Below are 14,214 nucleotides of genomic sequence, written 5' to 3' on the forward strand. Positions count from 1 at the left end.
GCGTGGTGACGAGGCAGCAGCTCCAGCGGCTCCGGCTCGCCGAGCTGACCACCGCCGCCGACGGCTGGGGCGCGCTGATGGGCGCGATGGACGCCGCCCGTACGCGGACGGACCACGGCATCGCCGCACCGGTCAGGGCGGAGCAGAAGGGAGAGGCCGCCGACGCCATGGCCGCCCGGCTCGACCGGCTTGGCCGCAACTACCAGTACGTGTACCAGGAGAGCGGCTACCTGCGGTCGATCCTCGCCGCGCTGGCCGACGAACTGGCGCCGTACCAGCGGGCGTTGAACGCCGCGCTGGACGAGGCACACGAGGCCGGCTTCACCGTCGGCGACGACGGCAGCGTCAGCTATCCCGCGGCCACCACACCGGCCCCCGGTTCCAGCGGCGCCGGCACTGCGCGCGGCGGCGACCTCCAGGCGCCCTACCTTCCCGGCCACACCCCGCAGGACCAGCTCAACCCCAACCGCGCCAAGGCCCAGGAGATCGCCGACCGCATCGCCGGCGCCGTCCGCGCCGCCACCGAGACCGACGAACGCTACGCCCGCCTGCTGACCAAGGTCACCGCCCAGCCCGACTACGCCGTCACCGACGCCACCTGGGCCGATGTCGCCGCCGACGCCACCGCCACCCGCGCCCTCACCGCCCGCGCCCTCCACCTCGACGCCATCCCCTCCACCAACGACCCGAAGGCCAACGCCCAGTGGTGGAACGACCTCGGCCCCGAACGACAGCAGGAATACCTCGCCCTGTACCCCGACCGCATCGGCGCCCTGGACGGCCTCCCGGCGGCGGTACGGGACCGGGCGAACCGGGTGGTGCTGGCGGAACAGCGCGGACTCGTCGAGCAACAGCTCGCCGAACTCGGCCCGTTGGGCCCGGAACCGCCCTTCGGCGACCCGCGTATCCCCGCCACGACGGCCGCCTGGCGCCACTGGGAGGAACGCCGGAAGGCCCGCGAACCACTGGAGGGCCGGCTCAAGGGCATGCAGGCGTTGCAGGACCGGTTGGATGCGGGCGACCGCGGCGAGAGCGCCGACGCGTATCTGCTGCTTTTCGACCTGAAAGGCAACGGGCACTCCGCGGTCTCCTTCGGAAATCCGGACGCGGCGGACAACGTGGTGACCTACGTTCCGGGCACGGGGAGCAAGCTGAGCGACATCGATGGTCACCTGAAGCGCGCCGCTGATCTCCAGAACGCGGCTCAGCGGGCGGACCCCCAGAGGAGAACGGCGTCGATCGTGTGGCAGGGGTACGACGCTCCGCAGGGCGTTTTCAGTGATGCCATGGAGGCGAAATTCGCCGATTCGGCGGCTCCCTCCCTCGACCGTTTCCTGGGTGGCGTGCGCGTCGCTCACGAGGACGCGCCGTTCACCTCCACCTTGCTGGGGCACAGTTACGGCACGCTGGTGGCGGGGAAGGCGATGACGGTGGAGTCGACGCCGCCGGTGGATCAGGTGATCTTCGTGGCGAGTCCGGGGGTGGGTGTCGATCACGCCCGTGACCTGGGCCTGCCGCCGGAGAAGGTCTGGTCGGCCACCGCTCGGAACGACCTGATCAACCTCGCGCCTCCGGACCCCGGACCGTTGGCTCCGCTCAACCCGAACGCGTACGCTCGCTGGTTCGACGACCACAGCATTCTCTACGGCAACGACCCGACGTCCAGCGCTTTCGGCGGACGGATTTTCCAGGTTCCGCCCGGAAAAGCCCCGGGAAGCGATGGGTTCATGCCCGCGCATTCCCAATACTGGGAGGGTGATTCCCTGCAGAGTCTCGCACGCATCGTCACCAAGGGGAAGCCCAACTGATGGCTCGTTTCGCGAAGGCAGCCGCGGTCGTCTGCTTGATATTGCTCGTGGGTTCGTGCGGCGTCATCTCCGGGAAGAACGAGAAGAATCTGAAGATGAACGAGAAACAGGCGGCGGCACGTGCTGAGGAAATCGTGCTTCAGGCCGTCGAGGGTATGCGTCCGAAGCCGCGCCTGGAACCGCAGATGTCCATGACCGGAAAATGCCTGGACCCCATGGACGGCGGTTCCGAGGACCGGGTGCAGGTCGAGCGTTCCTACTGGCTCAAGGACGTTCCCGGATCCGTCGCTGCCGACCTGGTCAAACAGGCGCGGGACGCGTGGGTCGCGCACGGATACAAGGTGCAGAATGAGCGGGAATGGGACGAACCGTTCCCCGCTGTCAACATGCGAACGGTTCCCGACGACTTCTGGATGAGCGCCGAGGCCGGTCCGTTGCACAAGACCGGGCGGGACGGTCTGGCGTCGATCACCGTGACCTCGCCGTGCTTCTGGCCGGAGCCGTCCCCTGGTGCTTCCGCCCGGTCGGCCGCCGCCCGCAGGCATGACGTGCTGGACTGCTCCAGCCGCGTCTACGACGCCCTGCGGGCCACCGCCGTCTCCCGGGGGGAGGACGTCCTCCAGGAACGGCCCGATCCCGACCGGCCCGGCACCCTCGTGCACCACGCCTGGCAGGTGGACCGGGTGTGCCTGCCCGAACCCGGCTCGGCCGTGCCGCGCGTCGCCGGCGCGCTTCGCGATCTCGCCTTCCAGGTCCGCACTCTCGGCCCCGACCCGGCCGCCCCCTCCGGCCTCCTCGCCCGGCACCCGCAACGGGGCCTGGCGGTAAGGGCGTTGTGGAGCGGCGACCGCCAGGTGCTGAAGGTCGGCGTGACCGGCGCGTAACCGCGTGCCGGCTACTCCGCCAACTCGTCCTCCGGCACCGTGATCACCCAATGCGTCCTGGCCCGGGGGCGCAGGTAGGCGAGCCAGTAGAGGGCGGCGACGGCGGTGATGGCGGCGGTGATGAGGAGGTCGCGGGTGGTCTGCTGGGTGAGGACCCAGATGAGGGCGACGAGGAGGAGGGCGGGGAGGACGGGCCACAGCGGCATGCGCCAGACGCCGGCGCGTTGCTTGTGGGGGCCGCGGCGGGCGGCGAGGGCGGCCAGGGCGACGAAGGCGTAGAGCGCGGCGACGGCGACGCCGGTGACGCCGTTGAGGGTGTCCACCGGGACGAAGCAGAGCACGGCGCCGGGGACGCCCACCGCGAGGGTGGCGATCCACGGGGAGCCGAAGCGCTTGCTGAGGTTGCCGAAGGCGCGGTTGACCGGGGTGGGCCAGGCGGCGTCCCGGGCGGAGGCGTAGAGCACGCGGGAGTTCTGGATCACCATCACGATGGCGGCGTTGATGATGGCCAGCGCGATGCACAGGCTGATGAAGGTGCCGACGCCGGAGTTGCTCCACTTCTGCACCATGCCGGCGATGTCCCCGGCCGCCAGGGTGTCGAGGTCCGGGGCGCCCAGGGTGATGGCGACCACCGGGACGAGGACGACCGCGGCGCCGATGCCCAGCGTCCACAGCACCGTACGGGAGACGGTGCGCCGCGGGTTCTCCATCTCCTCCGACAGGTACACCGCGGTGGAGAAGCCCTGCAGGATGAAGAGCGCGGCGGCGAGTCCGGTGACGATCACGCCGCCGGTGACCGCGGTGGAGGCGCCGTGCGGGCCGGCCATCACCGGGTGGATCAGCACCGAGGCGGAGCGGTGGGCGTGGCCGAAGCCGAGCCCGGCGACGACCGCGGAGGCCACCACCTCCAGGACGAGGAAGACGCCGGTGATCCACGCGTTGGCGCGCAGGTCGAGCAGGCCCATCACGGTGGCCAGCAGCATCACCGAGGCGCCCATCACCTTGGGGTCCACATGGACGACGGGGGCCAGGTAGTCGGCGGTGCCCAGCGCGATGATGGGCGGCACGATCATGACGACGATCAGCGCCTGGACGAAGACCAGCCACCCGGAGAACCGGCCCGTGAGCGTGGCGACCATGGCGTACTCGCCGCCCGCGCTCGGGATCAGGGTGCCCAGCTCCGAGTAGCAGAACGCCACCGCCACGCAGATGACCACGGCGATCACCAGGGTGAGCGCGGTGCCGGTGCCCAGCGAGGCGAACGAGCCGGGGACGATGACGAAGAGGGAGGACGCCGGGGTCAGGCAGGACAGGGTGAGCAGGGTGCCGCCGACCACGCCGATGGAGCGGGTCAGCTTCCGGGGCTGGTCGCCCGGCGTGGTGATGAAGGGCGCGACGGCGTCGGTGCCCGCGTCGTCGGCCGGGCGCAGCATCTCGGTCATGGGCGTCCCAATCGGGCATCGGAAAGGGTGCGTGGGGGAGCGCTATCGCCTCCGTAAGGCTGGCCTGGGAATGTGCTCTTCCGCTCCCGGGAGGACATGAGACAGCCGCCGTTAAGAACACGTCAACCCCCATCTCACAACGGAATCCGTCGTCTTCACGGTGATCCGCAACCGATACTGAGGTCCGGTCCGGCGTCGACTGCCAGGAGCGGCAGGCCACCGGGAGTCCCGGCCCGGCGCTGCGGATCGCGCTGCGGACACCGGCCGAGCGCCCGGATTTTTTCCGCCGCCGGTCAGCGAGGCCGGTCCGGGGCCCCCGCGTCGTGGGGCTGGTGGGGCGGTGGAACGCTGCTGAGGCGCTGGATGCGTTGAGTGATCCCATGGCCCAGGCTTGCGGCCGGACACGATGAGTTGCCAAGCTGTTGCAGCCGGTCAACGCCCAGTGGAGGGTCACGTGCCTTTTGGTGAGCAGCCCGCGTACCTCCGGGTCGCCGACGACCTCCGGAGCAAGATCCTCGACGGCGTGCTCGCCCCGCACACCCGGCTGCCCTCACAAGCACGTATCCGCCGCGACTACGGCGTCTCGGACACCGTGGCGCTGGAGGCCCGCAAGGTCCTGATGGCCGAGGGGTTCGTGGAGGGGCGCTCCGGCTCCGGCACCTACGTCAAGGAACGGCCCCGCCCGCGGCGCGTCTCCCGCTCCGGCTACCGCCCCGGGTACGGGGCCAGCACCTTCCGCCAGGAGCAGGCGGACGAGAACGTCAAGGGCACCTGGGAGGCGGTCTCCACCCAGGAGGGCGCCAGCGCCGCGGTGGCCGCCCGGCTGCGGATCGAACCCGGCGACCGGGTCATGCGCACCCGCTACCTGTTCCGCACCGAGGGTGAGCCCGCCATGCTCTCCACCTCCTGGGAGCCGCTCGCCATCACCGGCCGCACCCCGGTCATGCTCCCCGAGGAAGGGCCGCTCGGCGGCAAGGGCGTCGTCGAGCGGATGGCCGCGATCGACATCGTGGTCGACAACGTGGTCGAGGAGGTCTCCGCCCGCCCCGGCCTCGCCACCGAGACCGGCGAACTCGGCGGCGTCCCCGGCCACGCCGTCCTCGTCGTCTCCCGCACCTTCTACGCCTCCGGCCGGCCGGTGGAGACCGCCGACGTGGTGATCCCGGCCGAACGCTTCCGCGTCGCCTACCACCTCCCGGTGAAGTGACCCCGCCCGGACGGTAGGAGGGCGCCCGACGTCCGTGCGCGCCCGGCCCCGTACCGTCCGCTCCCGCGCGCCCCGGCCCGTTCCCGCGGTGGCTGCTCGGGCAGTCCCGTACGTCCTTCCGGGCGGTTCCGGTGGTCCGTGGGCCGGGCCTGACGGACAGCGCCGCCGGGGCGGGCGGGAAGTGGCGGCCAGCCGCGATCCGCCGCGCGGCGGTGGAAGCCGCCCGTCGGCACCCCGGATCGGCGGGGTGCGGGCCCGCCCGCCGGGGCCCCGGGGAGCCGCCGGGCCGCCGGGACAGGCCCGCGCGGCGGGGATTTGGCCGCCCGGCCTCCGGTGTTGTAAGAATCACAGATCTCCGATTATCGGAACTGGATCTCGGTTTTCCCTTACGATGCCGGAGTTTGTGCAAGGCGACGGGGAAAGAAAGGGGAACCAACGTTTTGTCGGGTTCCAACTACCGCCGGTCACTCGGCACCGTCTCGCTGACGGCCGTCGGCCTCGGATCGATCATCGGCTCCGGCTGGCTCTTCGGTGCCGCCAAGGCGTCCCATCTGGCCGGCCCCGCCGCCGTGCTGGCCTGGGTGATCGGTGCCGTCGTCGCGCTGACCATTGCCCTGACCTACACCGAGCTGGGCTCGATGTTCCCCAAGGCCGGCGGCATGGTCCGCTACGGCCAGTACTCGCACGGCTCGCTCGCCGGCTACCTGGCCGCCTGGGCCAACTGGATCGCCATCGTCTCGGTGATCCCCGGTGAGGCCACCGCCTCCGTGCAGTACATGAGCTCCTGGAAGTGGGCCTGGGCGCAGGGCCTCTACAACGGCAAGGAGCTGACCGGCTCCGGCGTCGCCCTCGCCAGCGTGCTGCTGATCATCTACTTCGTGCTCAACTGGTTCGCGATCACGCTCTTCGCCAAGACCAACACCGCGATCACCGTCTTCAAGATCGTGGTGCCCACGCTGACCGCCGCCACCTTGATGCTGGCGCACTTCGACACCCACAACCTGCACAGCGCGGGCGGCTTCGCCCCGCACGGCTGGAACGCGGTGTTCAACGCGGTCGCGGTCTCCGGCATCGTGTGGGCGTACAACGGCTTCCAGTCGCCGCTGAACATGGCGGCCGAGGCGCGCAACCCGCGCCGTTCGCTGCCCAAGGCGGTCATCAGCTCGATCCTCATCGCGCTGGTGATCTACGTGGCGCTGCAGATCGCCTTCCTGATGGCGGTGCCCTCGCAGGATCTGGCCAAGCACGGCTGGTCCGGGCTGACCTTCAACTCCCCGCTGGCCGACCTGGCCATCGCCTGGGGTGTCAACTGGCTGGCCATCCTGCTCTACGCGGACGCCTTCATCTCGCCCTCCGGCACCGGCATGATCTACGCGGCCACCACCTCCCGCATGATCCACGGCGTCCAGGAGAACGGCCACCTGCCGGGCATCTTCGGCAAGGTCGACCCCAAGACCGGCGTGCCGCGCCCGGCGCTGCTGCTCAACCTGGTGGTCGCCTTCATCTTCCTGGCCGTCTTCCGCGGCTGGGGCTCGCTGGCCGAGATCGTCTCGGTGGCCACGGTGATCTCCTACATCACCGGCCCGGTGGCCGTGATGTCGCTGCGCCGGGTCGCCCCGGACCTGCCGCGTCCGGTGATGCTCAAAGCGATGCCGGTGATCGCGCCGCTGGCCATGGTCTTCGGTTCGCTGGTGCTCTACTGGGCCAAGTGGCCGCTGACCGGCAAGGTCATCCTGATCATGGCGATCGGTCTGCCGGTGTGGGCCTGGTACGAGCTGCGCAAGCCGTGGGCCGAGCTCAAGCCGCACCTGAAGGCCGGCGTGTGGATGGTGGCCTACCTGTTCGTGATGGCCTTCACCTCCTTCGTCGGCAGCACCCAGTACGGCGGTCGCGGCTGGCTGCCGGAGGGCTGGGACCTGCTGGTGGTCGTGGTGATCGGCCTGGTCTTCTACTTCTGGGGCGTCCGCAGCGCCTGGGTGAACCCGTCGCTGACGCAGGCCCGCGCCGAGGCCGAGGCCGCGGCGGCTGCCGCCGACGGCGACACCGCCGTCGCCACCTCCGCCTGACGGCCGGTACGAGTCCACCACCGGTGGCCCGGGTCCTGTACGGACCCGGGCCACCGGCTTTTCCGCGTGCGGAGTGCGCCCGGTGTGCGCCCGGTGGACGTTCGCGGCGTGAACCGTTCGCTCCGGGCGAGCGGATCATCACGATTCGTGTGCGGCCGGTTCCCCCGTACGGGGAGCGGCGTAGGCTCCGGCATATGCGGATCGCCGTTTCCTCGGACATGGATGAACCGGTCGCCCGGGTGCTCGTCTACGAGCTGCGCAAGCGCGGCCACGACGGCGACGGCCACGGGGCGCTGCGTGGCGCGGGCCCCGAGGGCGCCGGCCGGCCGGACTGGGCCTGGTCCGCCGAGTCCGCCGCCCGTGAGGTCGCCGAGGGCCGCGCCGATTCCGCCGTCGTCTGCCGCTGGACGGGCACCGGGAACAAGGTGCCAGGCGTCCGCGCCGCCCTGTGCGCCGACGCCCGCACCGCCGAGGGCGCCCGCCGGTGGAACGACGCCAACGTCCTGGCGCAGAGCCTGCGGCTGACCTCCGAGCCGCTGCTCAAGGAGATCCTCGACGTCTGGTTCGCCGCCGTGCCCGACCCCGACGCCCGGACCGCCGCCAACCTCGCCCACCTGCGCGAACTGGACGGTGACGCCTGATGGAGGAACTGCGCTGGGCCGTCATACGCCAGGACGACCACGGCAACCGCTACCGCGTCGGCCGCTACGCCACCCGTGAGGAGGCCGAACGCATCACCGCCCGCTTCGCCCCCCGAGGCGGCGGCGACCACTACCTGATCGAGCCGATAGACCCCCGCCAAGCGACCTGACCCGAGGCGGTCCCGGTTCCCCGGCGCGCTCGGGCCGTGCGCTCGGGGGTTTTGCCTGGTTCCGCGGCGTGTGGTGCGCGTCCGCCATGTGGTCGGTCGTCGGGGGATGTGGCTGGGCCCGGTCGCCGGGTGCCGTTCCCGGTGCGCCCGTGGCGCGGGCCGGGCTCGCCCGTCGGTTTTCCGCCCGCCCCGTGGCGTGCGGCGCCCCCACCTGCTGATCCGCCGCGTGGCGGGCCCGTTCCCCGGTGCGCCGGTGTCGGCATCCGGGCCTCGCCCGTCGGCGTTCCGCCCGCCCCGCGACGCGCGCACCCGTGCCCAGCCACGCCCCGCGGCGCCCCCGCCTCCCCACCCGCCCGCGGGCGGGTCCCGTTCCCCGGTGCGTCCGGGCCCGGGGCGGCGCCTAGGGTGGCCGGCATGACGATGACGCGTGTGGTGGTGGGGGCGGCCGTGGTGCGGGGCGGGAGGTTGCTGGCGGCACGGCGGAGTGCGCCGGCGGAGTTGGCGGGGCGGTGGGAGTTGCCCGGGGGGAAGGTGGAGGCGGGGGAGACGCCGCGGCAGGCGCTCGTGCGGGAGTTGCGGGAGGAGCTGGGGGTCGAGGCGGAGCCGCTGGCGCGGGTGCCGGGGGAGTGGCCGGTGGGTTCCGGACTGGTGCTGCGGGTGTGGACCGCCCGGCTGCTCTCCGGCGAGCCGACCGCCCTGGAGGACCACGACCGGCTGTGCTGGGTCACCCCCCAGGAGGCCGGCGCGCTGGACTGGCTCGACCAGGACCGTCCCGCCGTCGACCACGTGGTGCGGGAGCTGTCCGGCTGACCCGGGGCGCCCGGACGGAGCAGCGCGGCGCGAGCGCGGGCGGATGGCGCACCGATCATGGGGGTAGGGGCAGTCCGCCCCGGTTCGACCGAGTCCTCGGGAGGTGCGCCGGATGAGCACCGCACCCGAGGGCTCCCCGGCCTCCGAGGACGGGCCGCAGTGGGTGCCGGACAACCGGACGCCGACCGGCGGGCTGCTGGACACCCTGCGGGTCGGCGTCGTCATGCTGGACACCCGCGGCCGGGTGGTGCTGTGGTCCCCGTTCGCCGAGGAGATGCTCGGCTGGGCCGGCGAGCACATCGTGGGGCGCCGGATGGACACCGTCATCAGCCCGTGGAACGTCGGCGCCGGAGGACGCCGTTCCCGCCGGGTCCCCGGCCCCGGCCCGGCCGAGCAGGTGCTGGCCGAGCTGCTGCGCACCGGACGCTGGGCCGGGGTGCTGCCGCTGCGCCACCGCGACGGCCACGTGGTCCGCTCCGACGTCCGCGCCTCCCTGCTGGTGGACGGCGACGGACGCCCGTTCATCCTGGTCTCCCTCGCCGAGACCCGGCTGCTGCGCACCCTCGAACGCGATCTGGCCATCTCCGACGCCGTCTTCGACACCTCCGCGCTGGGCATCGCGGTCTTCGACACCGACCTGCGCTTCGTGCGCGTCAACGAGGCGTTGGCCAGGATGAACGCCCGGCCGCGCGAGGACCACATCGGCCGCACCGTCGAGGAGCTGTTCCCCGGCCCCACCGGGGTGGAGCTGGCCCGGGTGCAGCGCGAGGTGCTGGCCACCGGCCGCACCGCGGTCGACCGGCTCAACGAGGCGCCGCCGGGCGCCACCGGCTTCCGTTCCGCCTCCTACGCCCGGGTCACCGACCGGGGCGGCCGGGTGCTCGGCATCTCCTGCGTCGTCATGGACGTCACCGACCGCTTCCTCGCCTCCGAGAAGGTGGAACGGGCCCGGGTCCGGCTCGCCGTGCTCAACGACGTCGGCGGGGTGCTGGCGGAGATGATGGACGTCGACCACCGGGCCCGCGCCCTCGCCGAGGCGCTGGTGCCGGGGTTCTGCGACTACGCGGGGATGCTGGTGGTGGAGGACATCGCGGACGGCGGCGAACTCCCCCGGCAGCCGCTGCCGCCCGGCACCGATCTGGTCATCCTCGGGGTGGCCACCGCGCCCGGCCAGGAACGGGTGGGCGCGCTGCTGCGGCAGGGCGGCCGGCTGAGCTTCCCGGAGGGGTCACCCCTGTCGGACGTGCTGGCCGGCGGCCCGGCCTGGTTCGCCGAGAGCCCCGAGGACCTGCGGGCCGGTGCCGAGGTACGGGTGCTCGACCGGCGCATCGCCGCCGCGCTGGAACTGGGCGTCGGCTCGCTGCTGGCGGTGCCGCTGCGGGCCCGGGAGGAGGTGCTGGGGCTGCTGGTGGTGGGGCGTTCCGCCGACCGCCAGCCGTTCGACCGGGACGACCTCTCGCTCGCCCACGAACTCGCCGGACGGGCCGGCGGCGCGCTCGACAACGCCCGGCTCTACGCCCGGCAGCGGGAGGACGCCCTGATGCTCCAGCGCAGCCTGCTCCCGCAGTCCCTGCCCGACCTGCCCGGCGTCCAGATCGCCTACCGCTACCTGCCCGGGAGCACCGGCTCGGCGGCCGGCGGCGACTGGTTCGACGTGGTGCCGCTGGCCGGCGGCCGGGTCGCCTTCGTGGTCGGCGACGTGATGGGCCACGAACTGCGCGCCGCCGCCACCATGGGCCGGCTGCGCACCGCCGTCCGCACCCTCGCCGCGCTCGACCTGGCCCCCGACGAACTGCTGCGCCGGGTCAACGACATCTCCGACGACTTCGCGGCCGGCCCCGACGAGCCGATGATGGCCACCTGCGTCTACTGCGTCTACGACCCCTCCACCCACACCTGCGTCCTGGCCAAGGCCGGGCACCTGCCGCCGCTGCTGATCGCCACCGGGGTCACCGGCGAGCACACCGTGCGCCCGGTGGAGCTGCCCTCCGGGGCGCCGATCGGGGTGGGCGGCGTGGAGTTCGAGTCCGTCGAGGTGCCGGTGGCGGACGGCGCCGTGCTGGTCCTCTACACCGACGGCCTGGTGGAACACCGCGGCGAGGACATCGGCCACGGCCTGGACCGCCTCGTCGAGGTGCTGCGGCACCCCTTCGACTCGCTGGAGGACGCCTGCGACGCGGTCCTCGACGAGCTGGTGACCGACCGTGAGCTGGACGACGTGGCGCTGCTGATGACCCGGCTCGGCGCGCTGCCGGAGGGCAGTTCGGCCTCCTGGGTCTTCCCCGCCGAGGCGGGCGCGGTGCGCCAGGCCCGGGCCCGGGTGCGGGACACCCTGGCCGCCTGGCGGTTGAACGCCCTGTGCGACGAGACCGTACTCCTGGTCAGTGAGCTGGTCACCAACTCGCTGCGGTACGCGCACGGGCCGATCGGGGTGCGCATGGTCCGCGGGCCGTCGCTGCTGGTGGAGGTCTCCGACCCGCTGCCGGATCCGCCCCGCGCCCGCACCGCCTCGCACGACGACGAGGGAGGCCGCGGGATGCAACTGGTGGCCCGGGCGTCGCGGCGCTGGGGCACCCGGCAGGGTCCGCTGGGCAAGACGGTGTGGTTCGAACTGGCACTCCCGGGTAGCGGATCCGGTTGAGGCCGAGATGATGCTGTGATCGACAAGACCATGTCGTTGGAGGTGGGCATGCCCAATACTGCGAATGTGCTGAATACTCGGACCGGGTCGGTCCGGGTGCCTCGGGTCCTGTAGTTTCCCGGGGGGAGACCCCGGACCCACGAACTGGAGGGGTCGTGCGCTGCATACGCTTGAGCGGGTCGCACTCCGCCGTGCCCCGGGGCGGGGGCCGGTTCCGCCACTCGCGGACCGGGCGGACAGGGGCGGTACATGGCTGAGCCGCTCTACCCGGACGACGCCGCGGCCGGTGCCCCCGGCGGGCCCCGCCCGGAGCCCGCGGACCGGCCCGACCACCCCCGCCGGTCGGTGATGAACGCCGACCCCGACCGGTGGGACGCCGGGGAGCAGGTCTCCCTCGCCGCCTTCGAAGCGCTCTTCCGCCACTCCCCGATGGGCCTCTTCCTGGCCGGCCCCGATCTGAGGCTGCTGCGGGTCAACGAGCGCTTCGCCCGGGTGTACGGGCGCCCCGCCGAGGAGTACCCGGGGCGCGCCCCGCACGACTTCCTCGCCCGCGTCGAGGCCGACCGCCTCACCGCCGCCCTGCGCCAGGTGCTCACCACCGGCGAACCCGTCACCGACATGCAGGTCGTCGGCACCAGCCCGGCCGTCACCGGACGCCGCCGCTGGGCCATCTCCCTGTACCGGCTGCTCGCCGGGAACGGCCGGCCGATCGGCGTGGCCGGGGTCGCCACCGATGTGACGACCCGTCAGCGCGCGGAACGCGAAGCCGCGCACACCCGCCGCGACCTCGACCTGCTCAACGAGGCCGGCGCGCGCATCGGCAACTCCCTGGACCTGGAGACCACCGCCCGCCAACTCCTCGACGTGGCCGTGCCGCACTTCTGCGACCTGGCCGCCGTCGACCTCTACCAGGCGCTGCTCACCGGCGACGAGGACCCGGCGGCCAACCCCGACGGCAGCGCCGAGATGCGCCGGGTCGCCGGGGCCAGCGCGGTCTCCGGCGCCCCCGACACCCCCGAGCGGGTGCTCGGCGAGAACGCGGTCGCCATCGGCGCCGTCCACCGCTACCCGTTCAACTCCACCGCGGCCAAGGCGCTGCGCACCGCCCGGGTGCAGACCATGGGCACCCGCGAGCGGGACCAGCCCGAGCCGGACGGCGAGCGCCCGGCCGCCCCCACCGGGGTGGTCCACTCCACCCTGGTGGTGCCGATGGTCGCCCGCGACACCGTGCTCGGCCTGGTGCACTTCTCCCGCGCCAAGGGGAGCGAGCCCTTCGGCGAACGGGACATCGCGCTCGCCGCGGAACTCGCCGCCCGCGCCGCCGTCTGCATCGACAACGCCCGCCTCTACCGCCGCGAGCACGAGCGCGCCCTGCTGCTCCAGCGCAGCCTGCTGCCGCCCGGCAACCCCGAGGCCGCCGGGCTCGACATCGCCTGCCGCTACCTGCCCGGCAGCACCGCCGCCGAGGTCGGCGGCGACTGGTTCGACGTCATCGAACTCCCCGGCCACCGCACCGCGCTGGTCGTCGGCGACGTGATGGGACGAGGGCTGCGCGCCGCCGCCGCCATGGGCGAACTGCGCACCGCCGTGCGCACGTTGGCGCTGCTCGACCTCGAACCGGCCGACGTGCTCAGCCAGTTGGACGAGATCGCCCGCGGCCTGTCCGGCCCCACCGCGGGGTCGCGGCGGGTCAAGGACCGCGACGACCCCGACCTGGCCGAGGTCTACCTCGCCACCTGCGTCTACGCGGTCTACGACGCCGTCACCCGGCGCTGCACCATCGCCAACGCCGGCCATCTGCCGCCCGTCCTGCTCCAGCCCGGCGACCCGGCGCTGATGCTGGACGTGCCGCCGGGGATGCCGCTGGGGGTGGGCGGCGAGCCGTTCGAGGAGGTGGAGATCGAGCTGCCGGACGGCGCGCTGCTCGCGCTCTACACCGACGGCCTGGTCGAATCCCGGCACCACCCGCTCGACCAGGGGCTGGAGGCGCTGCGGGACGCGCTGGACGAGGTGCCGCTGCCGCTGGAGGACACCTGCGACCACGTACTGGCGAGCCTGCACACCCAGCACGGCGAGGACGACGTGGCGCTGCTGATGGCCCGGGTACGGGCGCTGCCCGCGGACGCGGTCGGCGACTGGACGCTGCCGCCGCAGGGCCAGTCGGTGGCCCAGGCCCGCGAACTGGCCCGCGGCCGGCTGCTCGCCTGGGGCCTGGAGGACCTGCTGGACACCACCGAGCTGCTGGTCAGCGAGTTGGTCACCAACGCGCTGCGGCACGGCAAGGGCGACATACGGCTGCGCCTGCTGCTCGACCGCACGCTGGTGTGCGAGGTGTGGGACGCCGACCTCGTCCAGCCGCGCCGACGCCGCGCCCGCGACACCGACGAGGGCGGCCGGGGGCTGCAACTGGTCAGCCTGCTCAGCCAGAGCTGGGGCAGCAGACGCACCCCGTACGGCAAGACCGTCTGGTTCGAACTGGCCCTGCCGGACGGGGAGGCCAAGGCACCCGACCTGGCCGAGGCGCTGCTCAGCATGTTCTGAGGCG

General features: G+C 72.9%; 10 protein-coding genes. 9 read left to right on the top strand and 1 reads right to left on the bottom strand.

Going from position 1 to position 14,214, the window contains the following annotated elements; all coding sequences use genetic code 11:
* The first annotated feature begins 2 nt into the window (after positions 1 to 2).
* Together SCATT_RS18635 and SCATT_RS18640 are read left to right on the top strand one after the other, a co-directional pair.
* On the top strand, positions 3 to 1,808 hold the full coding sequence (locus tag SCATT_RS18635) for an alpha/beta hydrolase (RefSeq protein WP_014144660.1): 1,806 nt from the start codon (positions 3 to 5) through the stop codon (positions 1,806 to 1,808).
* Positions 1,808 to 2,692, top strand: a complete 885-nt coding sequence (locus tag SCATT_RS18640) for a hypothetical protein (RefSeq protein ID WP_014144661.1) — start codon at positions 1,808 to 1,810, stop codon at positions 2,690 to 2,692. The genes SCATT_RS18635 and SCATT_RS18640 overlap by 1 nt, the downstream gene beginning before the upstream one ends.
* A gap of 11 nt (positions 2,693 to 2,703) precedes the next feature.
* On the opposite strand, the gene SCATT_RS18645 is transcribed toward SCATT_RS18640, so the two are convergent.
* Positions 2,704 to 4,134, bottom strand: coding sequence for an APC family permease (locus tag SCATT_RS18645; protein ID WP_014144662.1), 1,431 nt, complete (start codon positions 4,132 to 4,134; stop codon positions 2,704 to 2,706).
* 454 nt (positions 4,135 to 4,588) lie between these two features.
* Between SCATT_RS18645 and SCATT_RS18650 the strand changes: the two genes are divergently transcribed.
* The 7 genes from SCATT_RS18650 to SCATT_RS18675 all read left to right on the top strand — a co-directional run bounded on the left by SCATT_RS18650 (position 4,589) and on the right by SCATT_RS18675 (position 14,210).
* Positions 4,589 to 5,341, top strand: coding sequence for a GntR family transcriptional regulator (locus SCATT_RS18650; RefSeq protein WP_014144664.1), 753 nt, complete (start codon positions 4,589 to 4,591; stop codon positions 5,339 to 5,341).
* Between the two features lie 440 nt (positions 5,342 to 5,781).
* Positions 5,782 to 7,407 (top strand): APC family permease, encoded by a 1,626-nt coding sequence (locus SCATT_RS18655; RefSeq protein WP_014144665.1) that lies wholly within the window; start codon positions 5,782 to 5,784, stop codon positions 7,405 to 7,407.
* A gap of 194 nt (positions 7,408 to 7,601) precedes the next feature.
* The gene (locus tag SCATT_RS18660; protein WP_014144666.1) at positions 7,602 to 8,048 is read left to right on the top strand and encodes an RpiB/LacA/LacB family sugar-phosphate isomerase; all 447 of its coding nucleotides are present in this window, start codon (positions 7,602 to 7,604) and stop codon (positions 8,046 to 8,048) included.
* Positions 8,048 to 8,218 carry an SPOR domain-containing protein gene (locus SCATT_RS37730; protein WP_014144667.1) on the top strand — a complete coding sequence of 57 codons (171 nt, stop codon included), beginning with the start codon at positions 8,048 to 8,050 and terminating at the stop codon, positions 8,216 to 8,218. The genes SCATT_RS18660 and SCATT_RS37730 overlap by 1 nt, the downstream gene beginning before the upstream one ends.
* A 414-nt stretch (positions 8,219 to 8,632) precedes the next feature.
* A complete protein-coding gene (locus tag SCATT_RS18665) occupies positions 8,633 to 9,028 on the top strand; it encodes a (deoxy)nucleoside triphosphate pyrophosphohydrolase (protein ID WP_014144668.1) in 396 nt (131 codons plus the stop codon).
* 112 nt (positions 9,029 to 9,140) lie between these two features.
* Positions 9,141 to 11,669, top strand: coding sequence for a SpoIIE family protein phosphatase (locus SCATT_RS18670; RefSeq protein ID WP_014144669.1), 2,529 nt, complete (start codon positions 9,141 to 9,143; stop codon positions 11,667 to 11,669).
* A gap of 249 nt (positions 11,670 to 11,918) precedes the next feature.
* The gene (locus SCATT_RS18675) at positions 11,919 to 14,210 is read left to right on the top strand and encodes a SpoIIE family protein phosphatase (protein ID WP_014144670.1); all 2,292 of its coding nucleotides are present in this window, start codon (positions 11,919 to 11,921) and stop codon (positions 14,208 to 14,210) included.
* Positions 14,211 to 14,214 lie beyond the last annotated feature (4 nt).

The sequence above is a fragment of the Streptantibioticus cattleyicolor NRRL 8057 = DSM 46488 genome (assembly GCF_000240165.1).
GTDB lineage: Bacteria > Actinomycetota > Actinomycetes > Streptomycetales > Streptomycetaceae > Streptantibioticus > Streptantibioticus cattleyicolor.

Excerpts from the sequence above, each read along its gene's own strand:
- SCATT_RS18670 (WP_014144669.1), top strand. The coding sequence starts at position 9,141 with ATGAGCACCGCACCCGAGGGCTCCCCGGCCTCCGAGGACGGGCCGCAG.
- SCATT_RS18665 (WP_014144668.1), top strand. The coding sequence starts at position 8,633 with ATGACGATGACGCGTGTGGTGGTGGGGGCGGCCGTGGTGCGGGGCGGG.
- SCATT_RS18640 (WP_014144661.1), top strand. The coding sequence starts at position 1,808 with ATGGCTCGTTTCGCGAAGGCAGCCGCGGTCGTCTGCTTGATATTGCTC.
- SCATT_RS18675 (WP_014144670.1), top strand. The coding sequence starts at position 11,919 with ATGGCTGAGCCGCTCTACCCGGACGACGCCGCGGCCGGTGCCCCCGGC.
- SCATT_RS18660 (WP_014144666.1), top strand. The coding sequence starts at position 7,602 with ATGCGGATCGCCGTTTCCTCGGACATGGATGAACCGGTCGCCCGGGTG.
- SCATT_RS37730 (WP_014144667.1), top strand. The coding sequence starts at position 8,048 with ATGGAGGAACTGCGCTGGGCCGTCATACGCCAGGACGACCACGGCAAC.
- SCATT_RS18645 (WP_014144662.1), bottom strand. The coding sequence starts at position 4,134 with ATGACCGAGATGCTGCGCCCGGCCGACGACGCGGGCACCGACGCCGTC.